We start from the raw sequence: 17610 nt of genomic DNA on the forward strand, positions 1-17610 counted from the left end.
CCGCATCACTCGTGTTCGTGTGAAAGGAAGTCGAGCGCGAACGCGCGCAGGTCGTCATGGACCTTCGTGCCGTCCGGCAAGTTGCCCGCGGCGAGCGTCTTCTTGCCCTTGCCGGTCAGCACGAGGTGCGGCTGGAAGCCGACCGCGACGCCGGCCTGCAGGTCGCGCAGCGAATCGCCGACGGCCGGCGTGTGACCGGGATCGATCTCGAAGCGCTCGGCGATCATCTGCATCATGCCGGGTTTCGGCTTGCGGCAGTCGCAGTGGTCTTCCGACGTATGCGGGCAGAAGAACACCGCGTCGATGCGTGCGCCGACCGCGGCCGCCGCGCGATGCATCTTCAGGTGCATCGCGTTGAGCGTGGCCATGTCGAACAGCCCGCGACCGATGCCGGACTGGTTGGTCGCGACGACCACGCGATAGCCCGCGTGGTTGAGTCGTGCGATCGCCTCGAGGCTGCCGGGCAGCGCGATCCACTCGTCGGGCGTCTTGATGAACGCGTCCGAATCGACGTTGATCACGCCGTCCCGGTCGAGGACGACGAGCTTGCGGTTGGCGCTGGTCGGCATCGTTCGGCCCTTATGCGGCGAGCTTCGAGATGTCGGCGACGCAGTTCATCTGCTGATGCAGCGCGGACAGCAGCGCGAGACGGTTCGCGCGCAGCGCGGGATCCTCGGCATTGACCATCACGTCGTTGAAGAACGTGTCGACCGGCGCGCGCAGCGCGGCGAGCGCCGACAGCGCGCCCGTGTACGCACGTGCCTCGAGCTGCGACTGCACGTGCGGCGTCACGGCCGCGAGCTGTTCGTGCAGCGCCTTTTCGGCGGCCTCGACGAGCAGCGTCGGCTGCACCGCGCCGTTCGCGCCGCCTTCCGACTTCTTCAGGATGTTCGAGATCCGCTTGTTCGCGGCCGCGAGCGCTTCGGCTTCCGCGAGGCGCGTGAATTCGCGCACCGCGTCGAGGCGCGCGACGAGATCGTCGACGCGCGTCGGGTTCAGGCTCAGCACCGCGTCGACTTCGCCGGCCGAGTAGCCGCGTTCGCGCAGGAGGCCGCGCAGGCGGTCCATGAAGAACGCGAAGATCGCGTCGGTCGATTCGGCGACGCCCGGCACGCCTTCGAAGCGCGCATGGGCCGTGCGCAGCAGCGACATGAGATCGAGCGGCAGCTGTTTCTCGAGCAGCAGGCGCAGCACGCCGAGCGCGTGACGGCGCAGCGCGAACGGATCCTTCTCGCCGGTCGGCGCGAGGCCGATGCCCCAGATGCCGACGATCGTCTCGAGCTTGTCGGCGAGCGCGACGGCGGTGGACACCGGCGTGGTCGGCAGCGCGTCGCCGGAGAAGCGCGGCTGGTAGTGCTCGGCGCAGGCGAGCGCGACGTCGTCGGCTTCGCCGTCGTGGCGCGCGTAGTAGGTGCCCATCGTGCCCTGCAGTTCCGGGAACTCGCCGACCATGTCGGTCAGCAGGTCGGCCTTCGCGAGGCGCGCGGCACGCTTCGCGTGCGCGGCGTCGGCGCCGATCGCGGGCGCGATCTCGCCGGCCAGCGCCTCGAGGCGCTCGACGCGCGCGAGCGCCGAACCGAGCTTGTTGTGATACACGACGTTCGCGAGCAGCGGCACGCGGTCGGCGAGCGGCTTCTTCTTGTCCTGCTCGAAGAAGAACTTCGCGTCGGCGAGGCGCGGGCGCACGACGCGCTCGTTGCCTTCGACGATCTCGTCCGGCGTCTTCGTCTCGATGTTCGACACGATCAGGAAGCGCGAGCGCAGCTTGCCGCCGATGTCGGTCAGCGCGAAGTACTTCTGGTTCGTCTGCATCGTGAGGATCAGGCATTCCTGCGGAACCTGCAGGAATTCGTCCTCGAAGCGGCACGGATAGACGACCGGCCATTCGACCAGCGACGTCACTTCGTCGAGCAGCGATTCGGGCATCACGACCGTGTCGCCGTTCGCGTGTTCGTTCAGCTGCGTGCGGATCGTTTCGCGGCGATCGGCGAAGTGCGCGATCACGCGGCCCTTGTCGCGCAGCGTGTCGGCATACGCGCGCGCATGCTGGATCGCGACGAGGCCGTCGGACAGGAAGCGGTGGCCGAGCGTGGTGTCGCCGGCATCGACGCCGAATGCGGTGACGGGCACGATGCGATCGTCGTGCAGCACCGTCAGGCGGTGCACCGGGCGCACGAACTTGACGTCGGAGCCGTCCGGGCGCTGGTAGGTCATGAACTTCGGGATCGGCAGCTTCGCGAGCGCTTCGTCGAGCGCGGCCTGCAGCCCGTCGGCGAGCGTCGCGCCGGCAGCCGAATAGTTGACGAAGAACGCTTCGGCCTTGCCGTCCTGTGCGCGCTCGAGATCGGCGATCGACAGGTTCGGATGGCCGAGCGCCGCGAGCTTCTTCGCGAGCGGGGCGGTCGGCTTGCCGTCAGCGTCGAGTGCGACCGACACGGGCAGGACCTTTTCGCGGACCTGCTTTTCAGGCGCGACGGCGCGCACGTTCTGCACGACGACCGCGAGGCGGCGCGGCGTGGCGTAGCGTTCGAATACGAGTTCGCCTTCGACGAGGTCGCGGGCCGCGAGGCGTTGCGCGAGACCTTCGGCGAATGCGTCGCCGAGGCGCGCGAGGGCCTTCGGCGGCAGCTCTTCGGTCAGCAGTTCGACGAGCAGGGGGGCGGGATGATTGTGCGTCATGTCTGGAATAAATCTCGTCTCGTCAGTCCTGATCGATCTTGCGTTCGACCTTGAGCGGCGGTACCCATGCCGGCTGGGCGGCGTCCTGGGCGTCGGTGGTGAGGCCCGGCACGCCCGGCGGGTTGCCGAGCATCGGGAAGCCGAGCTTCTCGCGCGAGTCGTAGTAAGCCTGCGCGACGAGACGCGACAGCGCGCGGATGCGGCCAATGTACGCCGCACGCTCGGTCACCGAGATCGCGCCGCGCGCGTCGAGCAGGTTGAACGTGTGGCCGGCCTTCAGCACGAGTTCGTACGCGGGCAGCGCGAGCTGCGCGTCGATCATCTTCTTCGCTTCCGCTTCGTAGCTGTTGAAGAACGTGAACAGCAGGTCGACGTTCGCGTGCTCGAAGTTGTAGGTCGACTGCTCGACCTCGTTCTGGTGGTAGACGTCGCCGTACGACAGGCGGCGCAGTTCGGGGCCGTTCGGGCCGTGCTCCTCCCACTCGGTCCATACCAGGTCGTATACGTTCTCGACCTTCTGCAGGTACATCGCGAGGCGCTCGAGGCCGTAGGTGATCTCGCCGAGCACGGGCTTGCATTCGAGGCCGCCGACTTCCTGGAAATACGTGAACTGCGTGACTTCCATCCCGTTCAGCCACACTTCCCAGCCGAGGCCCCACGCGCCGAGCGTCGGGTTCTCCCAGTCGTCCTCGACGAAGCGCACGTCGTTCTGCTTCAGGTCGAAGCCGAGCGCTTCCAGCGAGCCGAGGTAGAGGTCGAGGATGTTTTCCGGCGCCGGCTTGAGTACGACCTGGTACTGGTAGTAATGCTGCAGGCGGTTCGGGTTCTCGCCGTAGCGGCCGTCCTTCGGGCGGCGCGACGGCTGCACGTAGGCGGCGCGCCACGGCTCGGGGCCGACCGCGCGCAGGAACGTGTGGACGTGCGACGTGCCCGCGCCGACTTCCATGTCGATGGGCTGGAGCAGAGCGCAACCCTGCTTGTCCCAGTAGGACTGCAGCGTCAGGATGATTTGCTGAAACGTAAGCATGAAGAGCCTTCGTGGCGCTGGCGCTCCGTTGCGGGCGGCGCTCCGGGCGGGGCCCGGAGGGTCGGCTCGCGCGGCGGCGCGGCTTGTTAGTGTGCTGAAACATGCAATTTTACCGGATCGGCGACCGGATGCGGCCGGAACGCGGACGAAGGGGCCGTCGGCGGTGTTCCGGGCGAGCCGTACGCAGTCTGTGCAAGGGTTGCCGGCGTGCGCGGTGCGCTTGTGCATGCGACGTCGCGATGCGCGTGCCGCGCCGCGTTGCGCGGGCGTTAAGATGCGCGTATTGCGGCGCGCGCGACGCCTGCCGCGCGACCGATTGCCGACTCCGGACCGCATGGACGATTCGAACGACCTCCTCATTCCACTGATGCCGCCGCTGCTTGCGATGCTCGGGCAGGCCGCCGACGCGCACGCGCGCGGCGAGCGCGACGCGCATGCGCTCTGGCTCGCCGCCGCCGGGCATCTGCACGCGGTCGACATGGCCGCGCTCACGCAGCTCACGGCGGCGCTCGTCGCACGGCAGCGCACGGCAGACGCGCTCGCGCTGGCCGAATGCGCGCTGCGCGTGCATCCGGGCGCCGGTGCCCGTTTCAATCATGGCTACGCGCTGCAGATGCTCGGCCGTCACGCGGACGCCATCGCGCCGTACCGCGCCGCCTATGCGCTCGATCCGGGCTGGCCTTCGCTGCGCAACAACCTGGCGATCGCGCTGCGGCTGTCGGGCGGCGACCGCAACGAGGAAATCGCGCTGCTCGGCGCGGCCGTGGAGGCCGACCCGCACGACGTGCAGGCTTGGATCAACCTGGTCGTCGCGCGGCTCGCGACGCAGGACCTCGACGGCGCGCTCGCGTGTGCTGCGCGGCTCGCGGAGATCGCGCCCGACAATGCGCTCGCGCTGAACAACATCGCGATGGCGATGAAGGAGGCGCAGCGCTGGGACGATGCCGAGCGCTACGCGGCGCGCGCATGCGAACTGGCGCCCGACGACGCGTCGTTCCGTTTCAACCTCGCGATCATCCAGCTCGTGCGCGGCAACTACGCGGCCGGCTGGCGCGGCCACGAGGCGCGCTGGGACGGCGCCGGCGAGTTGCGCGGCCGCCGGCCGGTGCTGCCCGGCCCGCGCTGGCAGGGCGAGCCGCTCGCGGGCAAGACGTTGCTCGTCTGGGGCGAGCAGGGGCTCGGCGACGTGCTGCAGTTCACGCGCTTCGTCGCGCCGCTCGCCGAGCGCGTGCACCGCGAGGGCGGCCGGCTCGCGTGGAATACGTTTCCGCAGGTGGGCACGCTGATGCAGCGCAGCCTCGGCGCACACGCGGACGCGTTCAGCGCGGGCGGCGGCGTCGACGAACTGCCTGCGTTCGACTACGAAGTGCCGCTGATCGGCCTGCCGTTGATGCTCGGGATGGAGACGTCGACGCTCGGCGCGTCGGTGCCGTACCTGCATGCCGACCGCCAAGCGTGCGACGCATGGCGTGCGCGGCTCGCGGGCGACGGCCGGCTGAAGGTCGGGCTCGTGTGGACGGGCAGCGCGGGGCACCAGCGCAATCCGTTCCGGCGCGTCGGGCTCGAGCGCTACGCCGAGGCGTTTCGCGGCATCGACGGCGTCGCGTTTTACTCGCTGCAGCCGGGCGCGGACGCGGATGTCGCCGCGGCGCGCGCGGCCGGTTTCGCGATCGAAGACTTCACCGCCGAACTGAAGCGTTTCGACGATACGGCCGCGTTCATCGGCGCGCTCGATCTGGTGATCACGGTGTGCACGTCGGTCGCGCACCTGTCGGGCGCGCTCGGCGCACGCACCTGGGTGCTGCTCGACGTGAATCCGCACTGGCCGTGGTTGCTCGAACGCACCGACAGCCCGTGGTATCCGACCGCCACGCTGTATCGGCAGCCGACGTTCGGCGCATGGGCGCCGGTGATGGACGCACTGGGGCGGGATCTGCGCGGCCTGGCCGCGGACGCGAAGCGGTCGGCCTGAGCGGCTGACCAGCGCGGCGTTGCTTCATGCACGCGGGTGTGTCGCGCGGACGAAGCATCGTGCGGTGAACGCCGGCATGCGGGGAGGTCCGCGTGCCGGATCCGCGGCCGCCGCGCCGCGCGCGACGGCCGCCCGATGCGTCAAGCGTTCCGGTCGTCGCCGGCTTTCGCGCCGTTGCGGCGGCGCAGCCCCGGCCCGAACGTGAAGCCGAACGCGAGCAGCACCAGCGACACCGCGAGCACGATGTTGTTGCCGCTCGTCACATACGGCGTGAAGCCGCTCGTACCTTCGATCCGCACGTCGAGCGAGCCGATCGTGAATGGCTTCAGCTGGCCGAGCACGCGGCCGTGCGCGTCGATCGCGGCCGTCATCCCGGTGTTGGTCGAGCGCAGCATCGGCCGGCCCGTTTCGAGCGCGCGCATCCGTGCGATCTGCAGGTGCTGGTTGAGCGCGATCGTGTCGCCGAACCACGCGAGGTTCGTCACGTTGACGAGCACGCCGGGCGGCTGCGGGTTGTCGCGGATCGTCGCGGCGATTTCCTCGCCGAACAAGTCCTCGTAGCAGATGTCGGCCATCACCGGCTGGTTGTGCACGAGGAACGGCTTCTGCACCGGCGCGCCGCGCGCGAAGTCGCCGAGCGGCATCTTCATCAGGTCGACGAACCACCGGAAGCCCCACGGGATGAATTCGCCGAAGGGCACGAGATGGTGCTTGTCGTAGTGATAGATGTCGCGCGAATGCGGTGTCACGCCGTACAGGCTGTTCGTGTAGTCGACGTAATGGCCGTCCGGCGTCACCGATGCGCCGACCGCGCCGAACAGCACGGCCGAACCCGTCGTGTCGCTGAACTTGCGGATCGCGACGGCGAACGGTTCGGGCAGTTCCTGGATCATCACCGCGATCGCGGTCTCCGGCGTGACGATCAGGTCGGCAGGCTTCTCGACGATCATCTGCGTGTACATCTTGATCGCCGCGTCGATGCCTTCCTGCTCGAACTTGATGTCCTGCTTCACGTTGCCCTGCAGCAGCCGCACCGTAAGCGGCGCGTTCGCGGGCACGGTCCACGTGGCCTGCGACAGCCCGATGCCGGCCGCGACGAGCGCGACGGCGATGCCGGCCGGCGCGACGATGCGAACGCGGGCATTGCCGGCGGCACGGCGCTCATCGGCGGGCGACCGGCGCGCGGCGACGAGTGCCTGCACGACCAGCGCGGCGAACAGCGCGAGCACCCAGGCGATCCCGTACACGCCGACGACCGGCGCGAAGCCCGCGAACGGGCCGTCGACCTGCGGATAGCCGCTCGCGAGCCACGGAAAGCCGGTGAACACGGTGCCGCGCAGCCATTCGCCGAGCGCCCATGCGCTCGCGAACGCGAACGCGCCGTGCCAGGTCGGCGAGAACGGCCGCGGATCGGGTGTGCGGCGATGCCACGCATGGCCCGCGCAGAACGACCAGAGCCCCGCCGAGAACGCCGGGTACAGCGACAGGTACAGCGAGAACAGCACCAGCGCGCCGCCCGCGAGCGGCGCGGCCATCTCGCCGTACACGTGCATGCTGATATAGAGCCACCAGATGCCGCTGATGAAGTTGCCGAAGCCGAACGCGCCGCCGGTGAGCGCGGCGCCGCGCCAACTCGACGTGCGCGTCAGCTGCGCGAAAAACCAGACGAATACGACGAGCTGCAGCCAGCCGCCGTGCGGGGTCGGTGCGAAGCTGAGCGTATTGGCCGCGCCGGCGAGCAGCGCGGCCGGATAGTGCCAGCGCGGCAGCGTGCGGCCGGGCGCCGGCGCGAGAAGACCGCCAGCCGGGCGGGACGGGATCGGATCGTCCATGTGAAGCGAAAGGGGGCGAGCGGTTGAAGGAGACGCGGCCGGCGCGAGACGGTCAGTCCTCGTGCGAGGTTTCGGCGCGGCGGCTCGCGAGCGGGTTGCGGCGCACCAGCAGCACGTGGACCTGGCGCGCATCGCCGCGCTGGATCTCGAACACGAGGTTGCCGAGCTGCAGTTTCTCGCCGCGGTGCGGCACGCGGCCGAAATGATGGGTGATCAGCCCGCCGATCGTGTCGACCTCGTCGTCGGGGAAGTCGGTGCCGAACGCTTCGTTGAATTGTTCGATCTCGGTGAGCGCGCGCACGCGGAAGCGGCCGTCCGGCCCCGAGATGATGTTGCCGGCTTCCTCGTCGAAGTCGTATTCGTCCTCGATGTCGCCGACGATCTGTTCGAGCACGTCCTCGATCGTGATCAGGCCCGCGACGCCGCCGTATTCGTCCACGACGATCGCAAGGTGGTTGCGGTTCACGCGGAAGTCGTGCAGCAGCACGTTCAGGCGCTTCGATTCGGGAATGAACACGGCGGGGCGCAGCATCCCGCGCACGTCGAATTCCTCTTCGGCATAGAAGCGCAGCAGGTCTTTCGCGAGCAGCACGCCGATCACGTTGTCGCGGTTCTCCTCGTACACGGGGTAGCGCGAGTGCGCCTTCTCGAGGACGAACGGGATGAAGTCTTCAGGCTTGTCGGCGATGTTGATCGCGTCCATCTGCGCGCGCGGCACCATGATGTCGCGGGCGCACAGGTCGGACACCTGGAACACGCCTTCGATCATCGACAGCGAGTCGGCGTCGATCAGGTTGCGTTCGTGGGCGTCCTGGAGGATTTCCAGCAGCTCGGTCCGGGATTCCGGCTCGGGCGAAATGAAGTCGGTCAGGCGCTCGAGGAGCGAGCGCTTTTCTTGCGGTTTGTCGGTGAGCTTACGACTGGGATACGAATCGTTCATGGTGGTGCGCCCGGGTCATGCCGGGGCGCGCGGTCACGGAGTAGGCAAGGATACACCAAGGGCATGGCGCGGCCGTGTCACACCGGCCGTCCGGCCGGGGGCAGGCGGCGCGTGCGAGCCCCGCTCGGGAACGGCCGCGCCGGGCGCGGCGCCGTCCTTCGTATCCATCCTATCTCAGAAAGGGGCGGCGGGGCAGCGGCGGCAAAAACGGGGCGGAACGGCGACCGGCCGGCCGGTCGCCTGCCAGCGGCATTTCGTCGCGTACAGGCCGCGCCGGTTGGGCGCCCGGAAGCCCGGAAATTCAGAAGCGCATGCCGGCGGAACAGCCGCCGCCGGCCGCGCCGTTGGTCGCGGCGCCGCCGCAGCCGAACATGCCGCAGCCGGACAGCGCGACGCTCGCGGCGACGAGCAGTGCGGCCAGCATGGTGCGCGATCTGCGTGACGGGTTCATGGGCGCGGATTCTCCTTGGAATGCACGGGTGCGGCGGACGGGCTGGTGCAAGCCGGCCGGGGGCATCACCGGCATCGCGCGAGCAGCCCTTCCAGCGCGCGATCGGGGATGCCGCTCGCGCGCAGCGCGTCCACGGTGCGGCTCACGTAGTCGAGCGTCGTGCCGTAGCGGCCGGCCGCGCAGCTGAACACTTCCTTGACGACGGGGTCGGTCAGCTTGCCGGTGTAGGTGGGCACGTCGCGGCGCATCACGAATGCCAGCGCGTTCACGCGTTCGCCGGTCTCGAGCGAGCACGGCAGCCACGCGGGCCGGTACGAGCCCATCGGCATCTCGCGTTTCCACAACGTCTCGAGGTGCGGCTGCGCGGTCGGGCCCGCGAGCCGGAATGCGATGCCCGAGCACGAGCCGCCGCGATCGAGCGCGAGCACGAGGCCCGGACGTTCGGGCGTGCCGCGGTTCACGCGCGACCACAGGTAGAGCCCGCGATGGTAGCCGTGCACCTTGCCGCGCACGGCGGCGACGGTCGGCAGCCCGGGGTTCCAGATCAGCGAGCCATAGCCGAACAGCCAGAGATCCTGCCGGCCGTCCCAGTCGCGCATCGTGTGCGCGAGCGACGCCGCGAGCTCGTCTTCCGTCAGCAGCCGTCCCTCGCCGATCGACGGCGGGTAGGCGGGCGGCAGCATCGCGGCTTGGTGCATGGTGCGGACGGCGCTTACCGGTACGGGTTCGGGAAGCCCAGCTTCGCGAGGATGTCGACTTCGAGCGCTTCCATTTCGGCGGCGTCCTCGTCGCTCGTCTCGTGATCGTAGCCCTGCGCGTGCAGCGCGCCGTGCACCAGCAGGTGCGCGTAGTGAGCCGCGAGCGGCTTGCCCTGTTCGTGCGCTTCCTTCTCGACGACCGGGCAGCACAGCACGAGGTCGCCGATCACGGTGCCGTCGGGCGCCGGGTCGTACGCGAAGGTCAGCACGTTGGTCGGGTAGTCCTTGTGGCGGTAGCCGGCGTTCAGCGTGCGGCCTTCTTCCTCGCCGACGAAACGCACGGTGAGCTGCGCGTTCGCGAACAGCGCCGGCTCGATCCATTCGGCGATCAGCTTGCGCTTGGGAAGCGCCTTGCGGATGTCGCCGGTGATTTCGTCGCCGTACTGCACGGACAGGTCGAGCTCCAGCTCGCGCAGCTCGTCCGCCATTTCCGCGATTTCCTCGTCGCGCGGCGCGGGTTCGGCACCCACGTGGAGCGTCACGCTGTCGTAGTGCTCCGGCTGCAGCGCGAGCTTCGCGCGCATCGCCGGATCGTTGTGCTGCGCGACGATCGCGACGGCTGCCTCGCCCGAGCTGCCCGACAGGTCGAACATCAGGCTGCGGCCGTCCGGGAAGTCGATTCGAAGCCCTTGCGCGTTGACGATCCGGGCCTTGCCCTTCGCATCGAACAGCGAAAGGCGGGGGAAATCGGACGCGGCGGACTGGTCGCGGCCGGACTTGCGAGAACGGGAAGATTTCATGACGGGTGCGGCGATTGGAATCGCGTTGAGGATACACCAAACGGCCGATCGTTCCCGAATTCGAACCGGCCGCGGGCGGGCGAAAAAAGGCCCGGCGCGCCGTCGGGCGGGCCGGGCCGTCGGCCGGTGCGGCGCGCGGGCGCCGCCGGCTTGTTACGCGTCCTTGTGCTGCGCGTGGAAGTCGTCGTACGCCTCGACGATGCGCGCGACGAGCGGATGCCGCACGACGTCCGCGCTCGTGAAGCGCGTGAGCGCGATGCCGCGCACGCCGCCGAGCACCTGCTGCGCCTCGACGAGGCCGCTCTTGTGACCGCGCGGCAAGTCGACCTGGCTCGTGTCGCCGGTGACGACGGCCTTCGAGCCGAAGCCGATCCGCGTGAGGAACATCTTCATCTGCTCGGGCGTCGTGTTCTGCGCCTCGTCGAGGATGATGAACGCGTGGTTCAGCGTGCGGCCGCGCATGTACGCGAGCGGCGCGATCTCGATCATCTGGCGCTCGAACATCTTCGCGGTCTTGTCGAAGCCGAGCAGGTCGTACAGCGCGTCGTACAGCGGCCGCAGGTACGGGTCGACCTTCTGCGCGAGATCGCCCGGCAGGAAGCCGAGCCGTTCGCCGGCCTCGACGGCCGGGCGCGTCAGCACGATCCGCTTGACCTGGTCGCGCTCGAGCGCGTCGACCGCGCACGCGACCGCGAGGTAGGTCTTGCCGGTGCCGGCCGGCCCGATGCCGAACGTCACGTCGTGCTGCAGGATTTGCTTCAGGTATTCGCGCTGCGCGGGCGTGCGGCCGCGCAGGTCGGCGCGCCGCGTATAGAGCTTCGGCGCGGGCTCTTCGTCCGGCAGTTCCGCGTCGAGCTGCACGACGGGCTCGTCGAACGGGTGGTCGGGGTCGCCGCGAAAGCGCACGTCGAGCGTGTCCTGGCGGCCGTTGCCCGAGGTGTGGCGCACTTCGACCAGCGCGAGCTGGATATCGTCGACCGACAGCGGATCGCGCGCACGGTTGTAGAAGTTCTCGAGCGCCGCGAGCGCGAGCTTCGCGCCGCGCCCGCGGATCGTGATCCGGTGGCCGCGCCGCGCGAGCGTGACGTCGAGCGCCTGTTCGATCTGCCGCAGGTTCTCGTCGAGCGGGCCGCAGAGGTTGGCGAGGCGCGCGTTGTCGTCGCGCGGCGCGGTGAATTCCAGTGCTTGGACGGTCTTCAAAGTAGCGTCGGGCTCCTGTTGAACGTCAGTCGGTCAGTGGGTGGCCGCGCTCGCGTCGTCGCTCACGAGCAGGAGCTCGCCGCGCAGCGAGTGCGGGTACGCATGGTTGATCTTCACGTCGATCATCTGGCCGATCAGGCGCGGGTGCGACGCGAGCGGTGCCGGGAAGTTCACGACCCGGTTGTTCTCGGTGCGGCCCGACAGTTCGTTCGGGTCCTTGCGCGACGGACCCTCGACGAGGATCCGCTCGACCTTCCCGACCATCGACTGGCTGATGCGCGCGACGTTTTCCTCGATGGTCGCCTGCAGATGTTGCAGGCGTTTGAGCTTGACCTCGCGCGGCGTGTCGTCGTGCAGGTTCGCGGCCGGCGTGCCGGGGCGCGGGCTGTAGATGAACGAGAAGCTGGTGTCGTAGCTCATCTCGTGCACGAGCGCCATCATCTTGTCGAAATCGTCCTCGGTCTCGCCGGGGAAGCCGACGATCATGTCGGTCGACAGCGACAGGTCCGGGCGGATCGCGCGCAGCTTGCGGATCACCGACTTGTATTCGAGCACCGTGTAGCCGCGCTTCATCGCCATCAGGACGCGGTCGGAGCCGTGCTGGACCGGCAGGTGCAGGTGGCTCACGAGCTTCGGCACCTTCGCGTAGGTGTCGATCAGGCGCTGCGTGAATTCCTTCGGGTGCGACGTCGTGTAGCGGATCCGCTCGATGCCGGGGATGTCGGCGACGTATTCGATCAGCGTCGCGAAATCGGCGATTTCGGTCGACCCGGCCGTCAGCGCGCCGCGGTACGCGTTCACGTTCTGGCCGAGCAGCGTGACTTCGCGCACGCCCTGGTCGGCGAGGCCGGCCACTTCGGTCAGCACGTCGTCGAGCGGGCGCGACACTTCATCGCCGCGCGTGTACGGCACGACGCAGTAGCTGCAGTACTTCGAGCAGCCTTCCATGATCGACACGAACGCGCTCGGCCCCTCGACGCGCGCGGGCGGCAGGTGGTCGAACTTCTCGATCTCGGGGAACGTGATGTCGACCTGTGCGCGGCCGCTTGCGCGGCGCGCGTCGATCATCTGCGGCAGGCGGTGCAAGGTTTGCGGGCCGAACACGAGGTCGACGTACGGGGCGCGCGACACGATCGATGCGCCTTCCTGGCTGGCGACGCAGCCGCCGACGCCGATCAGCAGGCCCGGCTTCGCTTCCTTCAGCTCGCGCACGCGGCCGAGGTCGGAGAACACCTTTTCCTGCGCCTTCTCACGCACCGAGCACGTGTTGAACAGGATGATGTCCGCGTCTTCCGGGGTATCGGTCTTTTCGAGGCCTTCGGCCGCATTGAGCACGTCCACCATCTTGTCCGAGTCGTACTCGTTCATCTGGCAGCCGAAGGTCTTTACGTAAACTTTCTTGGTCATGGGGATTCGCCGTTCGCAGTGGTTGACCTGGGGGCGTCGTCAAGGGTGAATCGGGACGGCTGCTGCCGATGCAGCGGCTCGTGCCGGTGTCGCGTGGCGGACCGGGGCGCGCAGCGCGCGTCGGGTGAGCCTGTCGTGAACGCGTGAACGCGTAAAAAGCCGTCGGGAAAGCCTTCCATTATAGCTTTACACGCCGTCCCCGGCGGGCGGCAGGTTGCAGCCGCGCGACGCCCTTCGTTGCATTCCGACCCCGATATGGCGCCGCGGCAACCGTCAGTGGCACGCGTTCAGCAGGTCGTCGAGCGCCGCTTCCTCGCGCGCGAAGCGCTCGGCGAGGAAGTCGAGCAGCACGCGCACGCGCGGCGCCATGTAGCGCTTGCTGTGGTAGATCGCGTGCAGCGGCGCGCCCTGGTGCCGCCAGTCGGGCAGCAGGATCCTGAGCCGCCCGGCGCGTATGTCGTCGGCGACATCCCAGATCGAGTTCAACACGATGCCGTGGCCACGCAGCGCCCACTCGCGCGCGAGGCCGCCGTCGTTGGTCTCGAACGCGGTGGCGAGCGGCACCGTACAGGTCTGCGTGTCGTCGCCGCGCGTAAAGCGCCACGTGTTCATCGGGCCCGACGCCACCGTGATCACGTTACAGGGAAATCGGGACAGATCGTGGGGATCGCGCGGCATGCCATGGCGTTCGACGAACGACGGGGCCGCGCACGGCACGCGCCGGTCCGTGGCAAGCCGGCGGGCGATCAGCGCGCCGTCGGGCGGCGCGGCGAAGCGGATCGCGAGGTCGATCTCGTCCTGCCACAGGTTCACCGTCGAGTCGGATGCCGTCAGCGAGAATGTCACGTCCGGGTAGCGCGCGGTGAATTCGTCGAGCCAGTCGAGCAACCGGCGGCGGCCGAAATCGGACGTCGCCGACAGCCGCACCCGGCCGGCGACGACGTTGCGGCCGGCCTGCAGCAGCGCGTGCGCGTCGTCGAGCGCCTGCAGCGCCTGCCGGCAGCAGTTCAGGTAGAGCCGGCCTTCGTCGGTGAGCCGCAACTGCCGGGTCGAACGATCGAACAGCCGGGTTGCGACCGCCGCCTCGAGCTTCGCGAGGCGGGCGCTCGCGGCGGCCGGCGTGAGGTTCAGCTTGCGCCCCGCCGCGGACAGGCTGCCCAGTTCCGCCGCCTCGACGAACAGCCGGATGTCACCCAGTCGATCCATCGGATTTTCCAGAATCTTTTGAAAATGGTTCAAATGCCACGCCAATTATCAAAGATAGGCGTATTCGGGACAATGCGCGCACATCCCGCCTTTTGTGCGGCGCGGCACCGACCGGGCGCCGCGTTCGCCGCCTTCCGGAGAACGTCATGCCCATTCCGTTACTGGCGCTCGCGATCAGCGCCTTCGCCATCGGCACCACCGAATTCATCATCATGGGCCTCTTGCCCGAAGTCGCGCACGACCTCGCCGTGTCGCTGCCGTCGGCCGGCCTGCTGGTCACGGGCTACGCGCTCGGCGTCGCGGCCGGCGCGCCGCTGCTCGCGGTGCTGACGAGCCGCATGCCGCGCAAGGCCGCGCTGCTGCTGCTGATGGCGATCTTCATCGTCGGCAACGTGCTGTGCGCGACCGCGTCCGGCTACGCGATGCTGATGGTCGCGCGCGTCGTCACGTCGTTCGCGCACGGCTCGTTCTTCGGCATCGGCGCGGTGGTCGCCGCGTCGCTCGTGCCGGCCGACAAGCGCGCGAGCGCGATCGCGCTGATGTTCACGGGCCTCACGCTGTCGAATGTGCTCGGCGTGCCGTTCGGCACGTTCGTCGGCCAGCTGCTCGGCTGGCGCGCGTCGTTCTGGATCGTCGCCGCGCTCGGCGTGCTGTCGCTCGGCGGCGTCGCGCTGCTGGTGCCGAACCGCCACGACAGCGGGCCCGTCGGCCTCGGCCACGAAGTGCGCGTGCTGAAGGAGCCGCAGGTCTGGCTCGCGCTCCTGATGACCGTGCTGGGCTTTGGCGGCGTGTTCGTCGTGTTCACGTACATCGCGCCGATCCTCGAGACCGTTACCGGTTATTCGCCGCGTGCAGTCGCGCTGATCCTCGTGTTGTTCGGCGCGGGGCTGACGGTCGGCAACACGCTCGGCGGCAAGCTCGCCGACCGCGCGCTGATGCCGTCGCTGATCGCGATCCTGGTCGCGCTGATGGCCGTGATGGCCGCGTTCGCGAAGACGAGCCATCTGCCGGTCGCGGCGGCGGTCACGGTATTCGTATGGGGGATCGCCGCGTTCGCGACGGTGCCGCCGCTGCAGGCGCGCGTCGTCGAGAAGGCCGCGAGCGCGCCGCATCTCGCTTCGACGCTGAACATCGGCGCGTTCAACGTCGGCAACGCGGGCGGCGCGTGGCTCGGCGGCCTCGCGCTGGGGCACGGCTTCGCGCTCGACGCGCTACCGTGGGTTGCCGTCGCGGTGACGTTCGCGGCGCTCGTCGTCACGTGGCTCGCGATGCGGCTCGATGCGCGCGCGCCGGCGCGCGGCGCGGCACCGGCCGTGCATTGATCGGCGGTGCGCCGACGTCATGGCGACAGGAAAAGGTTCGCGAGAAACGCATTCCTCCGCGATGCTGATAACGGTGTGAAGATAACTTCGTTTGCCGGGTCAGGGCCGGGTGATAGCGTCTCGATACGCGCCATTCGTGGCGCAACCCGATTCCGGCTTACCCCATTCGCAGGGCCGCGCGGCGGCCCGGAGGCCATGCTATGTCTTCACCCCTGGCGCTGGTGCGCGACGTGTCTTCCTTCGAGTCCGGCAATGCCGCTGACGCGCGGACGTCCGCGTCGCTCGACGTCCTCGAGCAGGTCGTCGGCGTGAACCTCGCGCGCTTGCGCGCCGAGCGGCAGCTGTCGCTCGATGCGCTCGCGCGGCTGTCCGGCGTGTCGCGCGCGATGCTCGCGCAGATCGAATCCGCGCGCAGCGTGCCGTCGATCAAGGTGCTCTGCAAGATCGCCGCGGCGCTGAAGGTATCGGTCGCCGCATTCCTGCGCCGCCACGCGGTGAACGGCTTCGAGCACCTGGCGGCCGAGCGTGCGGCGCGCGTCGTCAGCTCGAACGGCCGCTTTTCGGCGCGCGCGCTGTATCCGGAGGGCGAGCCGGCCGCGGCCGAGTTCCACGAGCTGCGGATCGCGCCGCTGCACACGGAAGCCGGCGCGCGCCGCGCGCCCGGCACGACGGTCAACCTGGTCGTCAGCGAGGGCACGCTCGAAGTCAGCGTGCACGATCGCCGCCAGTTGCTCGCGACCGGCGACGCGATCGTGTTCGACGCCGACCAGCCGTACAGCCTGCGCAATCCCGGCGACAGCGAAGCACGCGCGTTCCGCGTGACGGTGAGCCCCGAGGTGCCGCCGCGCTGGCTCGTGCCCGACGCCGCGCACGCCGCCGGCTGAGCGCGCGAGTGGGTTGCCGGGCCGGCGCCGGTTCCATCGGGGATGGGCGTGCAGGCCCGGTGTCGGCCGTTCGGACGATACCGTTAGACGGGGTCGTCAGTAAGGTTTTAGGTGTGTTTCGCTGCGCGGCGCGCGCAGCTGATGTATGCTTGGCCCGCCGATCCCGGGGTAGACCCCGGCCGGTAATCAGTGCGTCTTCAGGGCGGGGCGAAATTCCCCACCGGCGGTAGGCTGGCGAAAGCCGGCAAGCCCGCGAGCGCCCGCGCATCCGCGCGGGGTCAGCAGATCTGGTCGAATGCCAGAGCCGACGGTCATAGTCCGGATGAGAGAAGATGTGCAGATAGTCATGTCCGTCAGGACCGCTTTGCCGTGCGTGCGAAGCGGGTTGTCGTTCTGTCTGTTTGCAATGCCCTGAAACGTTTTTCGCCCAAATCATCATTGCGAGGAGCGTTTCACATGTCCTTCATGTCCGTTTCGTCGGCACCCGCCGACGCCTTTGCCGATCTCCCGTTGCTGGATTCCGAACCGGTGCCGCCGCGCATCGCCGCCGCGCTCGACGCGTTGCGCGCGGGCCGCGCGGTCGTGTTGCAGGACGATCACGATCGTGAAAACGAAGCCGACCTGATCGTCGCCGCCGAGCGCATCACGCCCGAGACGATGGCGCTCCTGATCCGCGAGTGCAGCGGCATCGTGTGCCTGTGCCTGACCGACGACAAGGTCCGCGCGCTCGAGCTGTCGCCGATGGTTCAGACCAACGAGAGCCGCAACGGCACCGCGTTCACCGTGTCGATCGAGGCGCGCGAAGGCGTGCATACCGGCGTGTCCGCGGCCGACCGCGTGACGACGATCCGCGCGGCGATCGCCGACGATGCGAAGCCGTACGACATCGTGCGCCCCGGTCACGTGTTTCCGTTGCGTGCGCAACCGGGCGGCGTGCTGGCGCGCCGCGGTCACACCGAAGGGACGGTCGACCTGTCGATCCTTGCGGGCCTGAAGCCGGCGGGTGTGCTGTGCGAGCTGATGAATCCGGACGGCACAATGACGCGCGGCGACGACGTCGAGCGTTTCGCGCAGCAGCACGGGTTGCCGATGCTGACGATCGCGGAACTCGTCGAATTCCGCGAGGCGCTGGCGGCCGCGCGCGAATGCTGCGTGAGCGATGCATAGCCGGAGGTAACGAACGGTTGCGCGG

15 protein-coding genes and 1 riboswitch are annotated in these 17610 nt (G+C 69.0%); of the genes, 4 read left to right on the plus strand and 11 right to left on the minus strand.

Annotation, left to right across the window (positions count from 1 at the left end; all coding sequences use genetic code 11):
* Positions 1-5 precede the first annotated feature (5 nt).
* Genes gmhB through glyQ form a run of 3 tightly spaced genes read right to left on the minus strand, consistent with a single transcriptional unit; the run spans position 6 to position 3706 of the window.
* Positions 6-569 carry a D-glycero-beta-D-manno-heptose 1,7-bisphosphate 7-phosphatase gene (gmhB, locus tag DIE23_RS13850; protein ID WP_124612631.1) on the minus strand — a complete coding sequence of 188 codons (564 nt, stop codon included), beginning with the start codon at positions 567-569 and terminating at the stop codon, positions 6-8.
* A 10-nt stretch (positions 570-579) separates the two neighbouring features.
* Complete coding sequence (gene glyS / locus DIE23_RS13855) at positions 580-2679, minus strand: glycine--tRNA ligase subunit beta (protein WP_124612632.1); 2100 nt, start codon at positions 2677-2679, stop codon at positions 580-582.
* 22 nt (positions 2680-2701) lie between these two features.
* Entirely contained in the window at positions 2702-3706 is a 1005-nt protein-coding gene (glyQ, locus tag DIE23_RS13860; RefSeq protein WP_124612633.1) for a glycine--tRNA ligase subunit alpha, read from the minus strand.
* 334 nt (positions 3707-4040) lie between these two features.
* Here glyQ and DIE23_RS13870 point away from each other — a divergent pair, with 334 nt between their 5' ends.
* Complete coding sequence (locus tag DIE23_RS13870; protein ID WP_124612634.1) at positions 4041-5678, plus strand: tetratricopeptide repeat protein; 1638 nt, start codon at positions 4041-4043, stop codon at positions 5676-5678.
* A gap of 140 nt (positions 5679-5818) precedes the next feature.
* Here the strand turns inward: DIE23_RS13870 and lnt are convergent, their stop codons facing one another.
* The 8 genes from lnt to DIE23_RS13905 form a co-directional block, all read right to left on the minus strand.
* Positions 5819-7510 (minus strand): apolipoprotein N-acyltransferase, encoded by a 1692-nt coding sequence (gene lnt / locus DIE23_RS13875; protein ID WP_124612635.1) that lies wholly within the window; start codon positions 7508-7510, stop codon positions 5819-5821.
* A gap of 52 nt (positions 7511-7562) precedes the next feature.
* Positions 7563-8450 (minus strand): HlyC/CorC family transporter, encoded by an 888-nt coding sequence (locus DIE23_RS13880; RefSeq protein WP_124612636.1) that lies wholly within the window; start codon positions 8448-8450, stop codon positions 7563-7565.
* Positions 8451-8751: 301 nt separating this feature from the next.
* Entirely contained in the window at positions 8752-8901 is a 150-nt protein-coding gene (locus DIE23_RS39510; RefSeq protein ID WP_185646443.1) for a hypothetical protein, read from the minus strand.
* A gap of 65 nt (positions 8902-8966) precedes the next feature.
* Entirely contained in the window at positions 8967-9599 is a 633-nt protein-coding gene (locus DIE23_RS13885) for a gamma-glutamylcyclotransferase (RefSeq protein WP_124612637.1), read from the minus strand.
* Between the two features lie 14 nt (positions 9600-9613).
* Positions 9614-10399: an rRNA maturation RNase YbeY gene (gene ybeY, locus DIE23_RS13890; RefSeq protein ID WP_124612638.1), complete on the minus strand. Its 786-nt coding sequence runs from the start codon at positions 10397-10399 to the stop codon at positions 9614-9616.
* Positions 10400-10552: 153 nt separating this feature from the next.
* Entirely contained in the window at positions 10553-11599 is a 1047-nt protein-coding gene (locus tag DIE23_RS13895) for a PhoH family protein (RefSeq protein WP_124612639.1), read from the minus strand.
* Positions 11600-11632: 33 nt separating this feature from the next.
* Complete coding sequence (gene miaB / locus DIE23_RS13900; protein ID WP_124612640.1) at positions 11633-13006, minus strand: tRNA (N6-isopentenyl adenosine(37)-C2)-methylthiotransferase MiaB; 1374 nt, start codon at positions 13004-13006, stop codon at positions 11633-11635.
* A gap of 273 nt (positions 13007-13279) precedes the next feature.
* Entirely contained in the window at positions 13280-14212 is a 933-nt protein-coding gene (locus DIE23_RS13905; RefSeq protein WP_124612641.1) for a LysR family transcriptional regulator, read from the minus strand.
* A gap of 146 nt (positions 14213-14358) precedes the next feature.
* Here DIE23_RS13905 and DIE23_RS13910 point away from each other — a divergent pair, with 146 nt between their 5' ends.
* The 3 genes from DIE23_RS13910 (at position 14359) to ribB (ending at position 17585) form a co-directional block, all read left to right on the plus strand.
* Complete coding sequence (locus DIE23_RS13910; protein WP_124612642.1) at positions 14359-15534, plus strand: MFS transporter; 1176 nt, start codon at positions 14359-14361, stop codon at positions 15532-15534.
* A 200-nt stretch (positions 15535-15734) separates the two neighbouring features.
* Positions 15735-16418, plus strand: coding sequence for a helix-turn-helix domain-containing protein (locus tag DIE23_RS13915; protein ID WP_124612643.1), 684 nt, complete (start codon positions 15735-15737; stop codon positions 16416-16418).
* Between the two features lie 189 nt (positions 16419-16607).
* Positions 16608-16756, plus strand: a riboswitch (FMN riboswitch).
* Positions 16757-16874: 118 nt separating this feature from the next.
* On the plus strand, positions 16875-17585 hold the full coding sequence (gene ribB / locus DIE23_RS13920; RefSeq protein ID WP_124612644.1) for a 3,4-dihydroxy-2-butanone-4-phosphate synthase: 711 nt from the start codon (positions 16875-16877) through the stop codon (positions 17583-17585).
* Positions 17586-17610: the final 25 nt, after the last annotated feature.

It is taken from the genome of Burkholderia sp. Bp9143, assembly GCF_003853645.1.
GTDB lineage: Bacteria > Pseudomonadota > Gammaproteobacteria > Burkholderiales > Burkholderiaceae > Burkholderia.